Raw genomic sequence first — 23,335 nt, forward strand, 5'->3', positions numbered from 1 at the left:
CATGGCATATTTTGAAGTGGATGGTATTTCTTACGGGGTTCGTGGGCGAAGCATATTCAATCATATTAGTTGTCAATTGAATCAAGCGGAATTTGTATCACTAGTAGGAGCTAATGGAATTGGGAAAACCACATTGGCCAAATTAATGATGGGTATTCTGACGCCAGAGGCTGGCCAAATTCGTTTGGATGGAAAACCGATGTCCAAGCTCGCTCTTTACGAGGTAGGCCGTAAGATTGGATATCTCTTTCAAAATCCTACGAGTCAGATCTTTTGCGCGACCATTCAGGAAGAATTGCTCTTTGCTCAACGATTTCAGGGTGGAGAGACGCCTGAGGGAGAGGCGCGGGCTAAGGAAATGATTGACCGTTTTTCCCTTCATGAGGCGAAGGACAGTCCGGTTCATGCCTTGAGCCATGGTGAAAAGCAGAGATTGGCTTTGGCAACGATCATGATGAGCCAGCCAGAGTATTTAATTCTAGATGAGCCAACGACTGGACTTGATCAAGTCCGAAAGGCAGAGCTGGGCAAATACTTGAAGGAAATCCATCAATCGGGCGTGGGGATCTTGATGATCAGTCATGACCATGGTTTTGTTAAAGAAATGAGCCAGCGGATTTTGAGAATGGATGAGGAGGGATTGCATGAAGAAAATCTCTTTTGATCCAAGAACGAAGTTATTTGTTGTCTTATGTTTGTCAACGGCTGCTGTTGCTTTTCCAGAATGGCAAAATTTACTTAGAGTGACCTTGGTTGGTATTGGTTTTGGATGGGTATTTTCTGTTCCATTTGGCAGTTTATTAAGGCGGTTTTCAAGAATTCTGACTTTGTTTTTCGGCTTGATCCTTGTGCAGAGTCTCTTTACCCATCAAGGGGAAGCGATTCTTCAGATTGCCAGAGTTCCCATTTTGACAACAGTTGGCTTGGAACGGGGATTGGCCTACTTATTTCGGGTGGTCATCATCCTCTTGTCTGGCTCTATTCTGGCTACATCGAGTATGCGGGATCTCTTGCAGGCTTTGCAGCAGTTGAAACTGCCCTATGTGATTGGACTGATGACGGCCATTGGTGTCAAATTTCTGCCGATCTTTGTTGCTGAGGTACAAGATGCTTTTGTTGCCATGCAACTCAGGGGAATTGATGTGAAGCATTTAAAGCTAAGAAAAAGAATTCAGGTGATCGCTTATCTGTTCATTCCATTGATTCTATCGACTTTGGATAAGGCAGAAAGATTGGCGGCTACCATTGAGAGCCGCGGATTCCGGACTGGAGCCAAGCGATCGCATTATCGGAAACTGAAGCTGAGACGACAAGATTTGATTTGCATGATGATTGTACCGATGGTCATGCTTTTGACGAGAGTATAGGAGGAATCATATGAAAGTTATATCCGTTGTTGGCTATTCGAAATCTGGCAAAACAACTACGATTGAGACGATTATTCGAGAGTTGCGTAAACGAAACTATCGAGTGGGGAGCATTAAGGATATTCATTACGAGGGGTTTCAAATCGACACGGACGGAACCAATACGGATCGCCATCGAAAAGCGGGATCAGAATTGGTGACGGCAAGAGGGCTGCATGAGACCGATGTATTGTTTTCGGATCGATTGGACCTATACGCCATGGCGCGATTCTATGATGTGGATTTTTTAATTGTTGAAGGGATTCGGGAAGCCAATACACCGATTATTTTAACAGCAGACAAGATTGAAGATTTGGACCAACGCTGGAGTGACCATGTATTTATGGTTTCTGGTAAGATTGCTGATGAGATTGATGAATACAGGGGAATGCCTGCCATTAGTGTGTTACAAGATCCGATGGCACTGGTTGATCGAATTGAAGAAACTGCTTTTGATTTGTTGCCTGATTTTCCGGCGACTTGCTGTACCGCTTGCGGGGGGACTTGCAGGGAACTATGCGCGGCAATTCTAAGAGGGGAAAGAGAGCGGAAAGATTGTGTTCTCGATCAAGCGCAAGTACGATTGTCTGTAAATGATCAACAGATTCCCATGGTTCCTTTTGTACAAAATATTCTTAGAAATGCAGTGCTTGGCGTTGTAAAGGAATTGGAAGGATCTCAAGACGATGCAAAGATTACGATTGAAATTGGTCCGTCATGGCAGCAAAAATGAAAATGATGCAAGAATGTATTCCCATTGAATCGAGGCGAAATGATGTGTGGCATTGCCAATGGGATGGTAAAGATAGGATAAGAAAATGCTTTGCTGCACAAGTGGACTATTTACAGGAGAAAAGAGTCTATCGGCACTTGTTGCAAGTATCGCCTCAATTATGTCCGGATGTAATTGACTTTGACGATGTGGGAAGAGAAATGATTTTGGAGTATATTCCTGGCGTCACGGTTTTGGAAGCACTTGAAAAGGCTGAAGAAGAAATGGATCAAGAGAGGGCGGTCGTGATTTTCACACGACTACTTGATTGGATGCAGGTGTTTTACAAGGATCAAAAGACAGAGAATAATCAAGGGATTAGGGGAGATATTAATCTTCGAAATTTCATATGGACTGAGCAGTATGTCGTTGGAATTGATTTTGAGGGATGTTGCTTAGGTGATCGGGTTGCTGAAATTCATCGAATGATTGCCTTCTATCTTCTCTATAAGCCAGAAAAAACAAATTTCAAGTTATCGGTGGTTGGTGCTGTAATGGACATCATACTTCAAATGACGAATCGTTCTTTGTTATTTTTCTGGGAATCAGTTGAGGGAGAGATGGAAAAAATTCTTTTTAGAAGGAAGATAGAGAATAGATAGCATATAAGAAGGGGCGAAAGCTCCTTTTTTTTGAACAAATGTAAAAATAGATTTAAGATTGTTTGATCACAACATATGCCCCACAATTCATGATATGGTAATGTTATCAATTTTAAGCTTTGGAGGGGAATAGATGATCAAATTTTTAGCATTAGATGTAGATGGGACTTTATTAAACAGCAAACGGGAAGTATGTGAATCGACTATTGAGATGATCAAAGAAGCCCAAGAAAAGGATGTCTTGGTTACGATTTGCACCGGAAGACCGGTTCAAGGTGCTGTACCTTTTGTAAAAATGTTTGGATTGCAATCGCCGATTATTGCTTATAATGGTGGGATGATTGTCGATTCAAAAACGATGGAAGTTCTTTATGAACAGGATGTAAGTGGAGAAGATGCAAGACGAATCATCGCTTTGGGCCAAGAACGAGAGACAACGATCATTATTTGGTCAAACAACCAATTGTATGTAAATGAACTGAATGATCATGTTAATGAATACAAACAGTTGTCAGATGTTCAGCCGATAAAAATTCAGGATTATGAAGAGATTATTCAACAGGGGATTACAAAACTTCTTTGGATTGATGACGTAGAGAAGATTCGAACCTATAAAGCTGACATGCATACTCAATTACAGGAAACTGTCAACGTCGTTATTTCAAAACCGCATTATTTGGAGTTTGTCGATAAAAAGGTTTCAAAAGGCGAGGCCTTAAAACAGATTGGCGAGATCTATGGAATCAGCCGAAACGAGATGATGGCGATTGGAGATGGCGACAATGATCTACCCATGCTTGAATATGCAGGACTGGGAGTTGCCATGGGGAATGCGCCGGATTTTGTAAAAGAGAAGGTACAATTTGTAACTGCTTCCAACGATGAAGATGGGATTGCTGTCGCAATCAGAAAATTCATTGTTACAGTTGAACGATAAAAGAATGGAGGTTCACACGAATGGGAAGAATCGATTCATTTGAACCCATCATTGGGAATAAGCCCACAGTTTTAATTCTGGGCACCATGCCTAGCGTTAAGTCCTTGGAGGTTGAGGAGTATTATGGCTTTGGGCGCAATCAATTTTGGCGAATTATGGGAGATCTATTTGGATTTGATCGGAATGATCCCTATGAATTTCGAAAGGCTTGCTTGATCAAGCATGGAATTGCCGTTTGGGATGTCATGCAATCTTGTGAGCGCAAAGGCAGCCTGGACAAAGATATCAAGAATGCGGTTTATAATGACATTGCTGAATTAATCGAAAAACATCCAAGTATCAAGGTCGTAATTGCAAATGGCAGCAAGGCAAGGGATGTATATAACAGGCAGTTTCGTAAGGTCTTGCCTCAAATTGAGATGACTCCATATTATTCAACGAGCCCCGCCAATGCGATTGCTTATGACAAGAAGTTGAAACAGTGGCAAGAATTATTAGACTTGATCGATTCTTGAGCTATGTAAATGAGTAGTTTCAAAGATGATGCAAGTGAATGAAACGATTGAGAAACTCGTATGATCGAAATTATATGGAATGAGAAAAGTCATCTGCATGCAGGTGATTTTTTTATTGAAATAATTTCCAAAATTTTCGCATGATCCTTCAACGAAAGGTGTAAATTTTCATGAGTTTTTTGCCTGATTCTATAATTTGTTGGAAACAGGTAGGAAATAATGAAAGAAACGTCTTTCGTTAGAACGTACGCCTGATACGGACAATTGCATCCATCAGCAAAACGTGTTACGATTCAATTTATTATACGTTTTGGAGGAACTATGGAATTATTATTGAGAATCGATTCAATGGTATGGGGACCACCACTCTTGATTTTATTGGTGGGGACTGGGATGTATTTAACTTTGCGCCTGGGCCTGTTGCAGATATTCAAATTGCCCTTGGCAATCAAATATTTGTTTTCAAAGGATGAGGATTCCGCAAAAGGCGATGTTTCCAGTTTTGGAGCTTTATGTACGGCATTGGCGGCAACGATTGGTACAGGGAATATTGTTGGGGTAGCGACAGCCATTAAGCTAGGGGGGCCAGGGGCTTTGTTTTGGATGTGGATCGCAGCATTCTTCGGTATGGCAACGAAATATGCAGAAGGATTGTTGGCGGTTAAATATCGAGTGGTCGATGACAACGGAAATATGTCTGGTGGCCCCATGTATTATTTGCAGAATGGATTGAATAACAAGTTCTTGGCGAAAATGTTTGCCCTATTTGGCATCTTTGTTGCTTGTTTTGGAATTGGTACCTTTCCGCAGGTCAATGCGATTACCTCAGTTGTAGAAACAACCTTTCATGTTCCGGTGGTTGTAACAGCAGTTGTGCTTACGGCTTTGGCAGCCATGGTTATCGTTGGAGGAATCAAGAAAATTTCAAAGGTATCTGAAACGATTGTTCCCTTTATGGCAGTTTTTTACTTTGCTGGCGCTTTGCTTATATTGGTTTTGCATGTAGAAGCCATCCCTGCTTCCATTGACCTTGTTTTAAAGAGCGCTTTTACTCCTGTGGCAGCATCCGGTGGATTTTTGGGAGCGTCAATGATGATGGCTGTACAAAGTGGGATTGCTAGAGGAGTCTTTTCCAATGAATCTGGATTAGGCAGTTCTCCAATTGCAGCGGCTGCAGCGAAAACAAATTCCTGTGTAAGACAGGGGTTGGTTTCCATGACGGGTACTTTTATTGACACAATTCTTATTTGCACAATGACGGGTTTGGTTTTGATTCTTACAGGGGAATGGTCCGGAGAATTAAGTGGGGCGGCCATGACAACATCAGCTTTTGCTGGAGGTTTGGGTAACATTGGCCAGTTAATCGTGACCATTGGACTGATTTTCTTTGCCTTTACAACCATTCTTGGCTGGGGATACTATGGAGAACGATGCACGGAGTTTCTTTTTGGTGTAAAAGGTATCAAGTTTTTTAAGGTGTTTTATATTTTCATGATCGGCTTTGGTGTCTTCTTACAACTAGAAGCTATCTGGGTACTTGCCGATATCGTCAATGGCTTGATGGCGATACCCAATTTGATTGGTTTGTTAGGCTTGAGTAGTATTGTGGTTTCGGAAACCAAGAGTTATTTTCAAAATCTAAACCTTAAGGTCGGCGTTTCGGTAAGCCAGACCAGTGAAAACGGAGTGTTGGATGAAGAGAGATGGATTGTATAGTATGATTTATATGAGGGAAGCGAAAGCTTTCCTTTTTTTATAGAGATGAAACTTTTTCTATTTGAAGGCGTCTGTATGACTATCACAAGATAATATAGGAGGATTTCAGATGAAAAAGAAAAGTATAATGGGATTTGCATTACTCGTGCTACTCTTGGTAACAGGGTGTTCAAATGGTGAAAAAACTGAGCCGAGTCCGCTAACAACAATGCCTACTAAGACTGAATTATCAGAGTCAGATGGGGTTGAGATGGAAAGAGTTGATCCTAAAAATTTATCGGCGCAAGCACAAAAAGATTTGGAAGATCGAAAAGGTTCGGAAGGTGCTTATGTTTTTACCGACAATGGTAAGAATTATCTGGTGGCATTTGCCGGTGAACGAAATACTGGTGGCTATGGCATAGAGATTATTGAAATTCTACAGTCAGAGTCTGAACTGGTGGTAAGTGCTGAGACATCAGAACCTGGACCAGACATGATGACAATTCAAGCCTTAACATATCCGATGGATCTTGTTGAATTGATAAATGTGGAAAATCTTGAAAATTTGTTCGTATCTCTAGAAATAGAAAATGGGACGGTAAGCCATGAAAATGACGGGAGAACTGATGAGGGGTATTATATCTCTCCGACTTTGGATTATGAAACTGGTGATGTGATTACGATTGGAGATATTGTAGCTTTTGAAGGTTCGTATATCCACATTATCGCAGGTGATTTGATTGAAGTATTCAGCTATGACATAAACCAAGAAGGCGAGTTCTATTTGGGTCAAAAGGTACAATTGATTAAGGGGGACCATGAAAATTATTTAGAACCATTTCTGGTGGAAGATTTTAGTGTTCGCCATACCAATATGGGACAACTTATAAATGTACAGGAAGGCCAAGTGGTTGAGGTCGGCAATGAATCTATGACCCTTCTTACTGAGGGACTAGAAAAGACATTTGTAACATACCAAACACCTCTTGTTTCAATTGGTGAATTTGTAGAAGTTCATTATATGAATTTTGGAGAAGGATCTGAAGACTCTATAATTGCTATTTATGGTGAGGCAAGTAAAATGGAAATGATCGTTCGAGAAGTTCATCGAACGAATAATGGTGAGTTAATCTTGTATACTTCCGATAGGGAAAGTGAAAAGATAGATTATCATGTGTCAATTGGTGGGGGGACCGTAACGGAGTTGAATTACTCTGAAGTTCAACCAGGGGATTTTATAATTGTATATGCAGATGAAATTATGGAGTCTTATCCAGCACAAGTACAAGCACGTAGAGTGATCAAATAGAAAAATCCAGCCCAGTGGGCTGGATTTTATTTTGTCTCAATTCGCATGGCATCTTTATCTTCATACATGCGACGATCGGCCATTTCAATTGCTTTTTTAAGGGAATTTTCTTCATCTGGCAACTGAACAATGCCTATACTAGGAACGATTTGTGTTGGTGGATGTATCGTCTCTAGAGTAAAAGAAAGCAGCTCACGAATGCTTGTAGTATCCAGTGATAATTTGCAGTTTTTAAGAGACTCGATCAGAATTACCAAGAACTCATCGCCACCCAGTCGATAAACTTTCTTTTGCTTGCAAGGTAACTGATTAAGTTGATCAGCAAATGTCACAAGAACTTGGTCACCAACATCATGTCCATAGCGATCATTGATTTGTTTGAATGAATTGATATCAAACATAAAGACAGTTACAGGTAATTGTTTCGTTGCGTTTGAGATTTTGTCCATTTGCATATTCAAGGCATGTCGATTTCCCAAATGGGTGAGAGGGTCGGTCAAAGCCTGATATTTAAGTTGATGACGGGTATGCATGATTATAAAAACCATAAGTCCGATCATCAGGCTAATAATCATAAAGATCAAACGCATTTCTTTAAAAAACGGAATACTAGACTGCCATCCATCGATTGGTTCCGCTGCGACAAGCCAGTGGCTATTTAGAATATTAAAGTTTAGAAGGAGGCTGTTGCGCTCGTAAATTGCTGGATCACCATAAAAAGGATTGGTTGGGAATTGTTCAGCATTGTACACAGCAATATTCAATCCAGCTTCTTTGGCAATTTGTTCCAAGTTTGTTTTGTATTGGTCAGCATCCATAACAATACTAATTTGTCCCCAATATTCACCAAATCGAGATAATGGGAGACGCGCAATAAATCCAAGTCCACCTTGTAAGAGCTTGACAGGACCGCGGAAGGTGGACTCTCCATTTTCTTTAACCAGCAGAACATCCACTTTTTGATCGTCTATTTCTGTTAAATCAACACCGATTGATTCTTCGTTTCCTTCTTGGGGATAATTCCAAATAATGGTTGTATTTTGAAGAACACCGATATTACGGATTAAGGTTTTTTTATTCTTTAGTAGATAACCCAAGAATGCCTCGGATTCCCGATCGGTTAATTGCGGATTTGTTTCTACATAAGCCATATAGCCTTCTAAGAGATAGATGCTTTCTTGTATGGATATTTCGGCATTCGCTTGAAATTGTATAATTTGATTCATCAAATCTAAGCGTTCCTGTTTTTGACTATTCTCCGTGGCTGACTGGAGAAGGAACAGTGAAAGACTCATCAAAATGATACTCACAACACTTCCTATTAGAAATGAGTGTAGAAATTGTCTTTTTGTGACCGGATATTTCATCTGAACTGCCTCGCTTTATATATAATGGGTAATCAAATTATACCATAATTGAGAGAATGAAACAGTTGTTGAGTAGAAGGGATAAAGGCAGATGAAAGGGGTATGAAAAACATGTATCTATTATGCAAAGAAAAGGAGGGCTAAATGAAGTTTTTAGTGATTTATTATGCGACAGCTGAAGCGCAATCGAAAATGTCGGAAGACACACCAGAACAAAATGCCGCAACGATGCAAAAGTGGATGGGATGGGCGGAAAAAGTCGGTAAAAAGATGATCGATTTTGGCGCACCACTTATGATGGCAACTGAAGTTAATGCAGAGGGTAAAATAAAGCAGGGAAATGGCCATGTATCTGGCTATACCTTGTTTGAAGCAGCTGATCTAGAGGAAGCGGCAGCCATGCTTAAGGGGCATCCGCATTATGAAATAGATGGATGTAGAATTGAATTGCATCAATGTGTAGACTTAGGGGTGTAAGGATAAAGAATGGGCGTAGCCCATTCTTTTGTTTTTATAGAAATAGATGGTAGGATAAAAGAGACACAACTGACAGAAAGGAGAAAGTGATGAAACCAAGACAAAGATTACAGAAGCATGCTCTTCGAAAGTTTGTGATCGGTCTACTCGTGGTTATCGCATTGATTATGGGCGGATTTATTTTTTATACCATGGATTACTATCGGGCGGATCCAGAAGTTCAAATGCTGATGAGTCGTGAAAATGATCGGATTCAAAGCGATGGAGATTTTACTTCTGTGTATCCGAATATCGAGGAAAACAAAAAGATTGGCTTGATATTTTATCCTGGGGGTAAGGTTGAAGCACGTGCATATTTGCCTCTGTTAAAGCAACTCTCTGATGAGGGAATCACCTGTGTTTTAAGCGAAATGCCTTTTAATCTTGCCGTATTCAATACGGATGCCGCTGATCAAGTTTATCCCTTATATCCTGAAATCGATCATTGGTTTTTAGCGGGTCATTCTTTGGGTGGTGCTATGGCCAGTAGCTATGCAGAGAAAAATGTTGAAAAGTTGGATGGATTAATTTTACTGGGGGCATATCCCATAAATGACGCTGATCTCCCGACTATAGCTATTTATGGAACGGAAGATATTCAGCTAGATATAGAAAAAATGAGATTGGCAGAAGAGTTTGTTATTGATGGCGGGAATCATGCATATTTCGGCAATTACGGTGAGCAGGAAGGTGATGGCCTTGCATTGATCTCACGCCAAGAACAGCAAATCATTGCAGTGAAAACAATAATTCAGTTTCTTGAAGAAATAGACTGAAAGATAGTGATGTATCTGGGGAAGTTATAATTATGATGGAATAAGAAGAGTCCTAAGGAGAGGGAGTCGACCACCTCCATAGGACTCGATTTGATTTGCTTGTTGAAATTGATTATCGAACGGCAGAGTCTAAAATAGAAAATGAGATGGAATTGCAATTAATTTCTGCCATCGCGCCGTAGGGGAGGCAGATTTTAGGTTCTGTATGACCGAAGTTCATATTGGTCAGAACGGGTAAGCTTGTATGGTCAAACTCTGCAAGTACTTTTTGAATCACTTCTTTATAATCTTCATAGTGGGCTTGGTCCATGGGTTTTCCCCAGATCATGCCATTAATGCGATCGAAGATGCCCATCATACCGTAGGTGCGTAGAGCACATTCTACATACCACACGGGCGGTTTATCTTCCGAGGTTTCAAAAAAGAGAATCGCATCGTTAAAGGCTTCAGCTTGAGGGAAGAGAGCGGTCCCTCGAAGTGAATCGAATACTTCCAAACATCCACCAAGCAGATAGCCATGAACGATACCAGTCCCCTGAAGGAGGTCATATCCTTGATTGGGCTGGTATGCTCTAGCAGTATTTTTGTTTGTCTCTACCCATGGGAGAAACTCACTGGTCCATTCTTTTGCGGGTGAAATATCTCCAATAGGAGAATCGGAAAACCAGGTTCGTTTGATGTGTTCAATGGTATAGTCATGCATGTGAAGATTCTCGGCAAAATCAACCAAGAGGGTTGGGCCATAGATGCTAGAAATACCTGCTTTTCTACAAATCATATGGGTCGTTGTGGAGTCCGAATACCCCATAAAGATCTTGGGGTTTTGTCGAATGGTATCATAGTCGATATAGGGAAGCATGCGAATACTTTCGATGCCACCGATACAAGCAATAATAGCTTTGATAGATGGATCCTTAAAAGCATTCATCAGATCTTCAGCTCGCTTTTCTGGATGGGCATAGATGAAATCGCTCCCTTTTAGGGTATGCTCCATTTCAACAACCTCAAGACCAAAGATGGTTTCCAGACGTTCTTTTCCTTGTTGATAACGCCAAAGGATTTCTTCATCGCCAGCACCGCCCCAGGACAGACTGATTGTTGCGACTTTGTCGCCTTTTTGTAATCGACTAGGTTTCATTAGTTTCATATTTACACCTCCAAGTAACGTTGTATATGATCATACCATACTACGATCTTTTGAGTGGTTAATTGAATGAAATGATTCTTTGTGATAGCAACTGAGTTCTGCTGAATAAGCTCAATCCATTCTCTGCTTAGTCAATCGAGACTTGTCATGAATATACTTTCAAATCGAGGTATGATATAGTAAAAATTAATTCAAGCGATCAAATGTGATGAAAGGATGGATCTTATGTTTGTTCAAGTGAAAAATAAAAAAGTGTATCAGCATGTGATTGAGCAAATACAGAATATGGTGATGACAGGAACCTTGAAAAAAGGGGATAAATTGCCTTCGGAACGAGATCTTGTTGAGCAATTAGGGGTTAGTCGAGCTTCAATCCGTGAAGCCATCCGAGCCTTGGAAATGATCGGATTGGTAGAGAGTCGTCAAGGAGAAGGCAATTTTATCGGTGGTGACATCAATAGTAGTTTTTTTGAACCCTTGTCCGTTATGTTTATGTTAAATGGTGGTCGTTCGGAAGAAATTTTGGAATTGCGTCGTGTCATTGAGGTGGAAGCGGTTGCATTGGCTGCTGAGAAAATCACGGAGGAACAAAGTCTTGAGTTGCAGCAGTTGATGGATCAATTCCGAACGGCTACAGATGAGACTGAGCGGGTACAGATTGATAAGGCGGTTCATGACAAGATTGCTGAAATTGGCGGTAACTATTTGATTTTAATCCTTTTGAGTACGATCTCGTCTTTACTGGAAACTTTTATTCGGGATGCTCGAGGCATGATCTTAAGGGAAGAGGACAATCGTGATTTGCTGTTGGCTCAGCATCAGGAGATCTGTGATGGAATTATTGCAAAGGATTCGAACCGTGCCATTGAAGCGATGAAAGTGCATTTGGAAACGATTACGATGACGATGAGGAAACTACAAAATACACAAGCTGCCGAAAGGTAGCTTTTTTTATCGTCTTTTTTGTTAATAAATAAACAATTCTTGCATGAGGAAACGTTTCGCCATAAGATAGAAACAGATTAACTGGTCAGACCAGTAGACCGTAATAGAATTGAAATGGGAGGTTTCGAATGAAGATTGTAGTTTGTATCAAGCAAGTACCCGGTACGTCAGAAGTGGAAGTAGATGAAAAGACTGGTGTATTGAAACGAGATGGAATTGATTCGAAGCTGAATCCGTACGACTTGTATGCCATTGAAACAGCCGTTCAGTTGAAGGAGGTTCATGGGGCGCATATAACTGCCATCAGCATGGGACCGCCTCAAGCGGCAGATGTGATTAAAGAAGCCTTTATGATGGGCGTCGATGAAGGAGCCTTGTTGACAGATCGAAAATTTGCAGGCGCCGATGTACTGGCGACATCCTACACATTGGCACAAGGTGTGAAAAAAACAGGGAAGCCAGATTTGGTTATTTGCGGCAAAATGACTACTGATGGCGATACGGCGCAAGTGGGTCCTGAGATGGCTGAGTTTCTGGGAATCCCACATATTGCTAATGTTTTACGGATTATGGAAGTCAAAGACAAATCGATTGTTGTGGAGATGGATATGCCAAGTACCATAGAACTAGCTGAAATCACCTTCCCGTGTTTGATTACTGTTGAAAAGGGGATTTTCCAACCAAGATTGCCATCATTCAAGTTAAAAATGGCAACAAAGGATAAGAAAATTCCTTTTTACAGTCTGAAAGACTTTGATGATAGCAATGAAATGAATTATGGATTGAATGGATCGCCAACTCAAGTGAAACGAATTTTTCCGCCTGAAGGAAATCTGGATCATGAAATTTGGAGTGGATCGGCTGCAGACTTATCAGAACAATTATTCGACAAATTAAAAGAATTAAAATTTGTTTAATCGGGGGAGGAAATAAGGATGGCAAAAATAATCATTCATCACAATCAAATTTATGACCTGGATCAGGCTAAGGCTTTATGTCCCTTTGGAGCCATTGAAGAGATTGATGGGATATTGGATATCAATGCAGGATGTAAGATGTGTAAAATTTGCGTCAAAAACGGACCAAAAGGCGCCTTTGAATTAATAGAAGATCAAATTCGAACAATCAATAAAGAGGAGTGGAAGGGCATTGTCGTCTACGTCGATCATGTAGATGGAAAGATTCATCCTGTTACATATGAATTGATTGGTAAAGCGAGAGAGATGGCAGACAAAATTGAGCATCCGGTCTATGCGCTTTTTATGGGTTCGGGAATAAGGGAACAAGCCAATGAATTGCTGCACTACGGTGTAGATGAGGTCTTTGTCTATGATGAAGAAGCCCTGAAAGATTTTCGAATTGAACCCTATACGGCAGTCTTTGAGGATTTCATCAATTTGAAGAAACCGTCGATTGCCTTGGTGGGAGGGACTACAGTTGGACGCTCTATTGCCCCTCGGGTGGCAGCGCGTTTCAAGACGGGGTTGACCGCGGATTGTACGATTCTTGATGTTCAAGACAACACCGATTTGGATCAAATTCGTCCTGCTTTTGGCGGAAATATAATGGCGCATATCTATACACCCCATCATCGACCGCAATTTGCAACCGTGCGCTATAAGATTTTTACAGCGCTAGAGCGCAGTGATAAAAAGAAGGGTTTTGTAACAAAATGTGAGATCGCTCAAGAAAAACTCGCATCCAATATATCTGTTCTTGAGGTAAAACCGAAAGAAAAAGTGCAATCGATTGAAGAAGCAGAAGTGATTATTGTAGCGGGACGCGCCATTCAGAAGCAGGAAGATTTGCAGATGATTGATGAGTTAGCTGACCTTTTGGGCGGACAGGTAGCCTGTACAAGACCGCTGATTGAGGCGGGATGGATTGATGCAAGAAAGCAGGTCGGCTTAAGTGGTCGGACTGTGAAGCCAAAACTAATCATTACTTGCGGTGTATCGGGTGCCATTCAATTTGTAGCAGGCATGAACAATTCTGAATGTATCATTGCGATCAATCAAGATGAAAAGGCGACCATTTTTCAATCTGCACATTATGGGATTGTTGGGGACATTTATGAAATTGTGCCGACTTTAATCGAAAAGATAAAGTCTGGCGAGATGTCTATAAGTGATTTGAAACCGGCTGTGAACGAATAGGGGGAGAATGATGGAATACAAGAGAATGAATCAAAATGATGTGAATTTTCTCATCTCGTTGTGCGGTAGTGAGCGGGTGTTTGTGGGAGAAGAGGAGATTAACGAAGATTTCAGCCATGATGAATTAGGCGGTATTCATCAGTATCCCGAGGTGATGGTTGAGGTTATAAGTACGGATGAAGTGGCATCTATTATGAAATACGCCTACGATAAAAATATTCCAGTCACTCCTCGTGGCCAGGGAACGGGTCTAGTTGGTGCAGCTGTTGCCATGTATGGTGGGATCATGTTGAATTTCTGCAAGATGAACCAAATTTTGGAGTTGGACGAGGAGAACCTAACCTTGACAGTTGAGCCGGGAGTTTTGTTAATGGAAATCTCGAAATTTGTGGAAGAACATGATCTCTTCTACCCGCCGGATCCAGGCGAAAAGAGTGCGACGATAGCGGGGAATATCAATACCAATGCTGGCGGGATGCGTGCGGTAAAATATGGCGTGACACGGGATTATATACGTGGGCTTGAGGTCGTATTGCCCAATGGTGAAATCATGGAAATCGGCGGCAAGGTGGTCAAGAACAGTTCAGGATACAGCCTGAAGGATTTGATCGTCGGTTCTGAAGGGACCCTGGCCCTTGTGACAAAAGCGATTCTAAGACTGCTGCCACTTCCTAAAAAAGCAATAAGTTTATTGGTTCCTTTTCCTAGTTTGGAGATGGCCATTGAAACGGTTCCAAAGATTATTAAATCAAAGGTGATTCCAACAGCCATCGAGTATATGGTCCGGGATGTCATCTTGGCTGCAGAGGAATTTCTGGGTATGACCTTTCCTGATAGTTCGGCAGATGCCTATCTCTTATTGACCTTCGACGGAAATAGTACAGAGGAAATCGAGCAAGCCTATGATCAAGTCGCCCATATCTGTTTGGAGGCTGGAGCGTTGGATGTATTGATCTCCAATACGCAGGAACGACAAGAGTCGATTTGGAAGGCACGTGGTGCATTTTTGGAAGCCATTAAAGCGACAACGACCGAAATGGATGAATGCGATGTGGTGGTACCCAGAAATCGAATCGCTGAGTTTGTGAAATTTGCGGATGACTTGCAGGAACGATGTAATGTTAGAATCAAGGGATTTGGTCATGCTGGGGATGGAAATCTCCATATCTATGTGTTGCGGGATGGAATGGAAGCAGACGCATGGGAGCAAAAATTGAAAGAAGTGTTTGAAATCATGTATGCGAAATCACGTGAATTGGGCGGCAAGGTATCTGGTGAACATGGTATTGGATACGCTAAAAAACCATACTTACAGGAATCTAAAGGCGGAGCCGGTATGGAATTATTAAAGAATATTAAACTTGCTTTTGATCCAAAGAACCTCTTAAATCCGGGGAAGGTATGTTAAACAAGGAAAACTGGCTGAAAAATTGCCAGTTTTTTATTTATTGATGTTGAAAAAAATTGAAGATATGGATTAAGACATTCAATTAATTAACGATGAGTAAAATGAATGTTTGTAGAAGTATAACGTTTGGCAGACAGGGTGAATCAGGTGGGAGAGATTGCTTCTGCTATCTTGCGCAGTCGAACGGGATCGACAACAGAGAAGGTTTTTTTCCTGTAGGAGAAAAGTCCTTCCTCTTGGCATGCAGCCAGAGATCTATTCAGGCTTCGTATGGGAGCGTAAACTTCCTGCTGTACGATTTCTTTTGTTAGTGTGTCGAGATCTCCAACTTGATCATGCGAATAGATACTGACGATCAAGCGTTCCTTAATGGTCAGAAATGCAAGTTGGCTCGTTGTTTGATGGCTATGGACAACATCTTTGGCAAAGTTTTCTAAAATATACATCGTCAAATCAAAGTCAGCCTGCATCCATTGATGCAGGTGCTTTTTGTGGAGACGGATGATTTGACAATCAGTATTTGCGATCACGCTCTGGCTAGTCTCTTGAGGATTAAAGACTTCATATTCGCCGAAAATACTGCTTGCATAGTAGGTGTTAACGTTCATCATAACCCCTTCTTGGTTTTGCATATAGACGGATGCTTGTCCTTTTGTCAAAAAGTATAGGTGGTCGTTTTTTTCTCCAGAAAAGAGGATGTGGCTACCTTCCTCATAGGTGCCGGTGATCCATGTTTTCTTAATCGGTTGAGGGGCATTCTGTAAAATGCTTTCCAAGTTCATGATCGACCTCCTGATGATCCATTTGATATGGTCTTATTGTATGCATTTTTTACATTTGGGTCAAATGACCTTTTTATATATAGTCAAACTAGGCATAATGTAGATAGAACAAATATTAAGTATTGAAAGGGTGGAGTGGTATGAAGAAAACACCAGTAATTATTGATTGTGATCCTGGTTATGATGACGCGTTGGCCTTGGTGCTAGCCTTGGGGAATGAGGCCTTGGATGTAAGAGCGATAACAGCGGTTGCGGGTAATGTGCCCTTGGAGAGAACCTATAAGAATGTGGTTCGCATCTGTCAGTATTTTGACAAGAAAGTTCGGATTGGTTCGGGTGCAGTAAAACCCTTGGTGAGGGATCTGGAATGTGGAGAAATGGTCCACAGTCCGAGCGGACTTGGCGGTGTAACCATTCCAGAAGAGGTCTCGATGCCGAAGAAAGAAAATGCCATTGAAGTGATTCAATCGGTATTGGAAGAATCGGATGAGAAGGTTACGATCATAGCAATCGGTCCGTTGACGAATATTGCATTGTTTGTTAGTCAATATCCTGAAATGAGCAAAAGAATCCAAGAGATCGTCATTATGGGTGGCGCAGCGAGGGAAGGGAATCGAACGGCCTCGGCCGAGTTTAATATCTATGCGGATGCTGAAGCGGCTAGAATCGTCTTTGAATCCGGGATTCCAGTTGTTATGGCAGGGCTGGATGTAACCAATGCCTTTCAAATTATGCCGGAAACCTTTTCTGACTATCGATCTATGGGAAAGACGGGTGTTTTTGTATCCCAAGTACTGGAACGATACTTTGATTTCTATCAAACGTTAGGTGGAAAATTTAAGGGACCTGCAATTCACGATATGGTGCCTGTTGCTTATGTCATTGATCCAAGTGTTTGTCATGCAAAAGAGTATCATGTGGATGTGGAATGTCATGGTGAATTCACTTACGGCCGAACGGTCGTGGATTTTGGGGAAATGAATCCGAATAAAAACGTCAAGGTACTATTTGAGTCAGATCACGAGAAAATTATCGACATGTTTAAGAAATCGATTGATCAATTGAATCAGGTTTAACTCGAAGAGCCCGTTACGTAACGGGTTTTTTTTATTGAAAAGGAATTCCATAAAATGTTTCAGAAGATTCTAAAAGTAATGCTATAATGAATTCAGATGGATTTTCGTGTTAACTTTATTCATGGGAGGTGAAAGATGACAAAACTGAGTATTGGCAAGATGGCGAAATTGAATCAAGTAACCGTACAAACCTTGAGGTATTATGAGAAGATTGGTTTGCTAGCTCCGGACCTTGTAGATAGCGAAACAGGCTATCGATATTATCATATTAATCAATGTGCACGTCTGGATATGATTCAGTATATGAAATGTTTGGGTATGTCTTTGGAAAGTATAAAACATCATTTTGATCAACGGGACATTCAGGAATTTTCAGTTATGCTTGAAGAACATGAAGCTTGGATTAACACGAAGATTGAGGAATTGACCACGATGAAGGCGGCTGCAAAGCAGTATCAAGAAAATATTGGACGTTATGTGAATGCGCCTGAGAATGGGGTCATTCAACTCGAGCATATGAATGAAAGACGGATTTTTTCATATGATGCAGGCGTGAATTTTTATGAAAGTGGCATGGATACCTGGGAATATATGATTCGTGGGTTGAAAAATCAAATAACGATAGCACATCTGCCCATGGTGAAGTTCTGCAATGTAGGCTCAATTCTCAGAAAAAGTCACTTAGCAGAGCGAAAATACTATTCAACGGAAATCTTTATTTTTGTCAATGAACCCAATGAAACGACAGAGGTATTGCCCGGGGGAGTCTACTTGACTGTTCATTGTGATGATTTTTATCGAGAGCAGGAATTTGGAAATCGCCTTTTGGATTATGCTCAAGAGCATGATTATGAGATTATCGGGGATTATATTTGCGAGGTGGTTACGGAGCTGCCAATTTTTGAAGATGAGAGAAGATTATTCATAAAATTACAAATTCCTGTTAAACACGCTTGACTCTATTCTTAGAATAGAGTTTATACTGAAGATAGAATTGGAGAACGACTCCGAGTTCTATTGGCCAGTAATGGGGAATAGAACCGTAAGGGTTAAACCAGTAATGGATTAGCCTGCCGTTTGCAAAGGAGTTCAGTCTACTGTGATTTATTATGGTGGATTGAGCTTCTTTTTTGTACTCAAAGGGCTGCATGTAAGGGAGGGGTGCGGAGGTAAAGGGAAGGTTCATCGTGCTGTATTGAATAAAGGTGATCAATAAGATTGTCAATTAAGGTGGCAAACAAGGAGGAAATCTATGAAGCCAGGAAGAATTAAGATTCAAGTGAATGCAAGCGTGTGTCAGGGTTGTCGCGTTTGTGAAAGTGTCTGTAGCCTGAGTCATATCGGGGCAGTGAATCCGAATCAGACAGGAATCAAGATCACAGAAACAAAAATTCTCGGAAAATTCAAGCAAACCGTTTGCCAGCAATGCATCGATATGCCTTGTGCTAGTGCATGTCCGGAAAACGTTATCACTCGAGACCGATATTCGGGTGCGGTTGTGATTGGTGATGGATGTATTGGCTGTGGTGCTTGCCAAGAGGCTTGTCCCATCAATGCGATTCAAATGTGGAATGATACGGCAGTCAAATGTGATCTTTGCGGAGGATCGCCGAAATGTGTGGAGGCTTGTCCTAGACAAGCATTGAGCTGGTAAGGAGGAGACGATGAAAGGCTATCGAGACTGTGAATTGCGAATCAATTTAAAAGAGAAGTCGATTGAGAAGAAGGCATTAAATTCGGAATATATTGAGAAATATATGGGTGGAGAAGGCTATGGGATTGCTTTGTTATGGGACGAAATGCCTCATAAAATTGACCCATTTGATGATCGAAATCTATTAAGCTTCAACACCGGGCCTTTGACGGGGACACCTGCACCCAGCGCATCCCGTACCAGCGTTGTATTTATTTCGCCACTGACCGGAACGATTGGGGCATCAAACATGGGTAGTCATTGGGGTGCTGAGTTAAAATTTGCAGGATACGATTCAATAGTTCTAGAAGAGGCTTCGAAAGAGCCTGTTTACATATTGATTGAAGAAGACCAAGTATCCATTCATGATGCAAAAGAACTATGGGGTCTAGATACGAGAAAAACGACGGAAGAATTGATAAAAATTCATGGCGAGAATCATAAAGTCGTTTGTATTGGTCCTTCGGGAGAAAAACAAAATAAGCTGGCTGCGATTTTTTCTGACGATTGTTTTGCTGGACGCGGCGGAGCCGGTGCGGTGATGGGTCAGAAAAAGTTGAAAGCCATTGTAGTTCGGGGAAACGGCAGTGTGGAAGTCGCGGATCCAGAAGGCTTTATGAAGATGCAAAAGAAGGCGATACAAGAATTGAGAAGTGAGGAATATACCTGGGGTCCAGTTCATGGGTACGGAACGCCTACATGGCTGGATGGGTCTAACGACTGCGGTTTGCTACCAGTTGATAATTTCAAGAGAAATCATACGGATAAACTGGATCCAATTTTACCGTCTGAACTTTGGAATAATCGAGAGAAATTTGATGTGAAACGCAGAACTTGCTATGCATGCCAATTGGGTTGTCATAAATTTGTGATGATGGGGGATGTTGAAGTCGGTGAATTGGAATATGAAACCATTGCTGCTTTTGGCCCACGATGCGGAGTGTATAACTATAAAGATATTTCCATGGCAAATTATTATGCATCAATCTATGGGATTGATACGATTTCAGCTGGTGCTACGGTTTCTGCAGCCATGGAATGGTATGAGAAAGGCATTCTAACAAAAGATGATTTAGATGGACTCGATCTGAAATTTGGCAATGGCGAAGCCATGGTGGAATTGATTAGAAAAATGTGCCTGCGTGAAGGCTGTGGAGAATTGTTTGCAGATGGGTCTTATTGGGCAGGAGAAAGAATTGGAGAAAAAGCGAAGCCTTATGTGATGACGGTGAAAAAGATGGAAATTTCAGCTTGTGATCCACGAGGAGCGGCATCTATGGCAATTTCTTTTGGAACGAGTGAGCGTGGTGCTTGCCACATGCGTCCTTACTCAGCAACGATCGATGCTTTTGGTTATCTTTTCCCTGATTTAGGTATTGAGGAAGCAAAAGATCCTTTCAGTGAAACTGAGTCTAAAGTATGGTTGAAAGCGCTAAAGGAATACTTCGTCGTCACCAACCTGATCGGGCTTTGCGATTTCAATGTAATCAACATGGAGATTCAACCATCGACCATGGCAGAACTCTATGTGAAAACAACTGGGATTCCTTGCGACAAAGCTGAATTGCTTAGAAAAGCCGAGCGTACCATTGCTTTGGAACGTGCATTGAATTATGAACGCGGATTCCGAAGAAAAGATGATCATCTGCCAAAACGTTTTATGAAGGAACCAGCTTTTGGCGGTCCGGCGAAAGGCAGGACCATCGATATGGATGCAGCCTTGGATAAATACTATGAAGCGTGTCACTATGACAAGGAAACTGCCATACCGACAAAAGAGAAGTTTGAGGAATTAGGCATGGAAAATGTTGCTGCGACGATTTATCAGTAAAGGGAGCAAGAGTGTACAGGAATGGATGGCATTTTCTGTGAAAAAAAATTTGATTCCGAGTTATCACAGGTAAAATGAAAACGATTGTTGTGTCGTTGAAGAGTTAGCGATAGAATAGAAGTAAGATTTTACCATGAGACGAGGGAGCGCAATGTTCGAATATGAAATTACCAGCGGAATTCCAAAAACAGAGATTTTTTCATATTTTTCAGAGGCGGCTTTACGATGCAATAAAAATGAACAAGTATTTTATGGAGATGGATGGGAAGTCCGGCTGTTTGCGATGCCGGATGCCATCCATTGTTCGATTATAATGCCTAGAACATTGATTCAATTTCGAGGTGGGAAAAAGGAATGTGAAGCGTTGATTCACTCCTACCGAAGGGCGTTTATGCGGGGTGGAGCATAACTGGAATTAATGATTCAATGAGAAAATAGATGGAGGGAATGTCATGTTGCCTATGAAAACAATCGAAAATCAGATTGACACAGAAAAAGCCTATGTGAAAAATGCAAATAAACGTTGCCTGAAATATGATTTGGATCGTGATACGATCGTTAGCAAAAAAATAATTGCCAATTCGGAATTGAATCTAAGGCTGATTGAAAATCGAGAATTAATGATGACGGCAAGACCTTTTATCGAAAACCTTTGTGATTTTGTCCGTGGGTCGAATTTTTTTGTTGTATTGACGGATAACGATGGATGCATATTGGGTGTAGCAGGTGATCCGGAATTTGTAGAAAAGGCAAGGGATTTGAAAATGATTCCCGGGGCCTATATGTCAGAAGAGTGCATTGGGACCAACGCTATGGGAACTGCAATTGCAGAAAATCAACCAGTACAAATATCCGGGGAAGAGCATTTTATCAAAGCTTATCACCGATGGACATGTTCGGGTGCTCCTATTCATGACGAGGATGGCAACATCATTGGATCATTGGATTTGACAGGCAACAGCGATGCGGTTCATTCTCATACCCTGGGTATGGTTGTTGCAGCGGTGAGTGCCATAGAATCGATTATGAAATTGAAGCAAAAGCATCGTCAATTAGATAAGAGCAAGGTTCTGATCGAATCGCTTTTTGACTCCATTAAGGAAGGCATTGTATATGCGGATTTGGAAGGCAATATTTTAAGTTCCAATGAGCAAGCTAGCCGGATGTTTGGTTATAGAAAAACAACCTTTGAACACTTGGATTTGCGTGATTTGATTGATGATTGGCGGAGTGTTTTGGCAAATTGCTTGACCTTAGAAGACTATTTCAATGATGAAGTGTTGGTTCATGCTAGAGCCAATAAAGTGCATTTTCATTTAAACGCTTATAAGGTACATCAGCATGGTGAAATTCATGGCATCATTTTAATGTTTAGCGATGTTAAGAAAACTCGGAGATTAGCGAATCGCATCATGGGAAGAAAGGCGATTTATACCTTTGAGAAGATCATTGGCGAGTCACCAAAGATGATTGAAGTCATTCGATTCGCAAAAAAAATTGCCGATAGTAAGTCGACTATCTTAATTTCTGGGGAAAGCGGATGCGGGAAAGAAGTGTTTGCTCAAGCCATTCAAAATTATAGCCCTCGGTCAAAAGAACCTTTCGTTGCTATCAATTGCGGTGCTATCCCAAGAAATTTAATAGAATCAGAATTGTTTGGATATGAAGAAGGAGCATTTACTGGTGCCAAACAAGGTGGACAAATCGGGAAATTTGAATTGGCCGATGGAGGAACGATCTTTTTAGATGAAATTGGTGAAATGCCATTAGAAATGCAGACCAAATTGCTGCGTACCATTGAAGAGGGCTCGATTGTTCGGGTTGGCGGCAATAAAGAGATTCCGGTGGATGTTCGTATTATAGCAGCTACGAACAAAACCTTGAAAGCAGAAGTGAAAAAGGGGAATTTTCGTCATGACCTTTATTATCGATTAAATGTGATTCCTTTGAATATTCCAGCTTTACGGGAACGGCAAGCCGATATTCCTTTATTATCTAATTATTTTATGAGAAGAATTTCCCATCGAATTAATAAAAGACCGATTGAAATTACAGATTCACAAATGACGGAAATGAAAAATTATTCATGGCCTGGCAATGTACGTGAGTTGGAAAATTTTATTGAACTGGCAATCAATAAGGAAAGGCTGCCCATTGTACAAATTTTAGCAGAAAGCAGTGAATGTTCAATGCAACAAATTGAGACAGAGAGCATTTCCTTGGAAGAAATGGAAAGGTTGCATATTCAACGAATTCTTCAAAAAGAGCATTATAATATGAGCAATGCGGCGAAATTGTTGGGTATCGGGCGAAATACTTTATATCGAAAAGTAGAAAAATATGGGATTCCTATGGTTGAAGAGTAGGTGTTCTACAATGGAACAATGTCTCAAAATGGA

Annotated in this window: 23 protein-coding genes and 1 riboswitch; of the genes, 20 read left to right on the forward strand and 3 right to left on the reverse strand. The window is 41.1% G+C overall.

The features are described 5' to 3' along the window. Position 1 precedes the first annotated feature (1 nt). The 8 genes from AC25CA_RS07455 (at position 2) to AC25CA_RS07490 (ending at position 7,239) form a co-directional block, all read left to right on the forward strand. The gene (locus AC25CA_RS07455) at positions 2-664 is read left to right on the forward strand and encodes an energy-coupling factor ABC transporter ATP-binding protein (protein WP_486816433.1); all 663 of its coding nucleotides are present in this window, start codon (positions 2-4) and stop codon (positions 662-664) included. Then, positions 645-1,367 (forward strand): energy-coupling factor transporter transmembrane component T family protein, encoded by a 723-nt coding sequence (locus tag AC25CA_RS07460; RefSeq protein WP_486816434.1) that lies wholly within the window; start codon positions 645-647, stop codon positions 1,365-1,367. Before AC25CA_RS07455 ends, AC25CA_RS07460 begins: the two co-directional genes overlap by 20 nt. 10 nt (positions 1,368-1,377) lie before the next feature. Then, a complete protein-coding gene (mobB, locus tag AC25CA_RS07465) occupies positions 1,378-2,139 on the forward strand; it encodes a molybdopterin-guanine dinucleotide biosynthesis protein B (protein ID WP_486816435.1) in 762 nt (253 codons plus the stop codon). Then, positions 2,124-2,780, forward strand: coding sequence for a BUD32 family EKC/KEOPS complex subunit (locus AC25CA_RS07470; RefSeq protein ID WP_486816436.1), 657 nt, complete (start codon positions 2,124-2,126; stop codon positions 2,778-2,780). The genes mobB and AC25CA_RS07470 overlap by 16 nt, the downstream gene beginning before the upstream one ends. A gap of 133 nt (positions 2,781-2,913) precedes the next feature. Continuing rightward, a complete protein-coding gene (locus tag AC25CA_RS07475) occupies positions 2,914-3,717 on the forward strand; it encodes a Cof-type HAD-IIB family hydrolase (RefSeq protein ID WP_486816437.1) in 804 nt (267 codons plus the stop codon). Positions 3,718-3,737: 20 nt separating this feature from the next. Further along, positions 3,738-4,232, forward strand: coding sequence for a DNA-deoxyinosine glycosylase (locus AC25CA_RS07480; RefSeq protein ID WP_486816438.1), 495 nt, complete (start codon positions 3,738-3,740; stop codon positions 4,230-4,232). 321 nt (positions 4,233-4,553) lie between these two features. Next, on the forward strand, positions 4,554-5,948 hold the full coding sequence (locus AC25CA_RS07485) for an alanine/glycine:cation symporter family protein (protein WP_486816439.1): 1,395 nt from the start codon (positions 4,554-4,556) through the stop codon (positions 5,946-5,948). A gap of 109 nt (positions 5,949-6,057) precedes the next feature. Beyond that, a complete protein-coding gene (locus AC25CA_RS07490) occupies positions 6,058-7,239 on the forward strand; it encodes a protease complex subunit PrcB family protein (RefSeq protein WP_486816440.1) in 1,182 nt (393 codons plus the stop codon). 26 nt (positions 7,240-7,265) lie between these two features. Here the strand turns inward: AC25CA_RS07490 and AC25CA_RS07495 are convergent, their stop codons facing one another. Further along, the gene (locus tag AC25CA_RS07495; protein ID WP_486816441.1) at positions 7,266-8,549 is read right to left on the reverse strand and encodes a diguanylate cyclase domain-containing protein; all 1,284 of its coding nucleotides are present in this window, start codon (positions 8,547-8,549) and stop codon (positions 7,266-7,268) included. A gap of 201 nt (positions 8,550-8,750) precedes the next feature. Between AC25CA_RS07495 and AC25CA_RS07500 the strand changes: the two genes are divergently transcribed. Continuing rightward, positions 8,751-9,083, forward strand: coding sequence for a YciI family protein (locus AC25CA_RS07500; protein WP_486816442.1), 333 nt, complete (start codon positions 8,751-8,753; stop codon positions 9,081-9,083). A gap of 89 nt (positions 9,084-9,172) precedes the next feature. Beyond that, positions 9,173-9,898: an alpha/beta hydrolase gene (locus AC25CA_RS07505; protein ID WP_486816443.1), complete on the forward strand. Its 726-nt coding sequence runs from the start codon at positions 9,173-9,175 to the stop codon at positions 9,896-9,898. A gap of 112 nt (positions 9,899-10,010) precedes the next feature. On the opposite strand, the gene AC25CA_RS07510 is transcribed toward AC25CA_RS07505, so the two are convergent. Then, positions 10,011-11,045 (reverse strand): S66 family peptidase, encoded by a 1,035-nt coding sequence (locus AC25CA_RS07510; RefSeq protein ID WP_486816444.1) that lies wholly within the window; start codon positions 11,043-11,045, stop codon positions 10,011-10,013. 225 nt (positions 11,046-11,270) lie between these two features. On the opposite strand from AC25CA_RS07510, the gene AC25CA_RS07515 reads away from it, so the two are divergent. From AC25CA_RS07515 to AC25CA_RS07530, 4 genes are all read left to right on the forward strand, one after another. Further along, positions 11,271-11,990 (forward strand): FadR/GntR family transcriptional regulator, encoded by a 720-nt coding sequence (locus tag AC25CA_RS07515; protein WP_486816445.1) that lies wholly within the window; start codon positions 11,271-11,273, stop codon positions 11,988-11,990. A 128-nt stretch (positions 11,991-12,118) separates the two neighbouring features. Beyond that, on the forward strand, positions 12,119-12,907 hold the full coding sequence (locus AC25CA_RS07520) for an electron transfer flavoprotein subunit beta/FixA family protein (RefSeq protein WP_486816446.1): 789 nt from the start codon (positions 12,119-12,121) through the stop codon (positions 12,905-12,907). 18 nt (positions 12,908-12,925) lie between these two features. Further along, positions 12,926-14,146: an FAD-binding protein gene (locus tag AC25CA_RS07525; RefSeq protein WP_486816447.1), complete on the forward strand. Its 1,221-nt coding sequence runs from the start codon at positions 12,926-12,928 to the stop codon at positions 14,144-14,146. A 7-nt stretch (positions 14,147-14,153) separates the two neighbouring features. Beyond that, entirely contained in the window at positions 14,154-15,554 is a 1,401-nt protein-coding gene (locus tag AC25CA_RS07530; protein WP_486816448.1) for an FAD-binding oxidoreductase, read from the forward strand. A 143-nt stretch (positions 15,555-15,697) separates the two neighbouring features. Here AC25CA_RS07530 and AC25CA_RS07535 read toward each other — a convergent pair whose 3' ends face one another. Continuing rightward, positions 15,698-16,336: a Crp/Fnr family transcriptional regulator gene (locus AC25CA_RS07535; protein ID WP_486816449.1), complete on the reverse strand. Its 639-nt coding sequence runs from the start codon at positions 16,334-16,336 to the stop codon at positions 15,698-15,700. A gap of 140 nt (positions 16,337-16,476) precedes the next feature. Here AC25CA_RS07535 and AC25CA_RS07540 point away from each other — a divergent pair, with 140 nt between their 5' ends. The 6 genes from AC25CA_RS07540 to AC25CA_RS07565 all read left to right on the forward strand — a co-directional run bounded on the left by AC25CA_RS07540 (position 16,477) and on the right by AC25CA_RS07565 (position 23,302). Next, positions 16,477-17,412, forward strand: coding sequence for a nucleoside hydrolase (locus tag AC25CA_RS07540; protein WP_486816450.1), 936 nt, complete (start codon positions 16,477-16,479; stop codon positions 17,410-17,412). 135 nt (positions 17,413-17,547) lie between these two features. Beyond that, a complete protein-coding gene (locus AC25CA_RS07545) occupies positions 17,548-18,369 on the forward strand; it encodes a MerR family transcriptional regulator (RefSeq protein WP_486816451.1) in 822 nt (273 codons plus the stop codon). A 37-nt stretch (positions 18,370-18,406) separates the two neighbouring features. Next, a riboswitch (molybdenum cofactor riboswitch) is annotated at positions 18,407-18,516 on the forward strand. A 148-nt stretch (positions 18,517-18,664) separates the two neighbouring features. Further along, complete coding sequence (locus tag AC25CA_RS07550; RefSeq protein ID WP_486816452.1) at positions 18,665-19,066, forward strand: 4Fe-4S dicluster domain-containing protein; 402 nt, start codon at positions 18,665-18,667, stop codon at positions 19,064-19,066. Between the two features lie 10 nt (positions 19,067-19,076). Further along, entirely contained in the window at positions 19,077-20,936 is a 1,860-nt protein-coding gene (locus AC25CA_RS07555; RefSeq protein WP_486816453.1) for an aldehyde ferredoxin oxidoreductase family protein, read from the forward strand. A 151-nt stretch (positions 20,937-21,087) separates the two neighbouring features. After that, positions 21,088-21,345 carry a MoaD-like domain-containing protein gene (locus AC25CA_RS07560; protein ID WP_486816454.1) on the forward strand — a complete coding sequence of 86 codons (258 nt, stop codon included), beginning with the start codon at positions 21,088-21,090 and terminating at the stop codon, positions 21,343-21,345. A 43-nt stretch (positions 21,346-21,388) separates the two neighbouring features. Beyond that, complete coding sequence (locus tag AC25CA_RS07565) at positions 21,389-23,302, forward strand: sigma-54-dependent Fis family transcriptional regulator (protein WP_486816455.1); 1,914 nt, start codon at positions 21,389-21,391, stop codon at positions 23,300-23,302. Positions 23,303-23,335: the final 33 nt, after the last annotated feature.

The sequence above is a fragment of the Gottschalkiaceae bacterium SANA genome (genome assembly GCA_036323355.1).
In the GTDB taxonomy this organism is placed as follows: Bacteria; Bacillota; Clostridia; order Tissierellales; family GPF-1; genus GPF-1.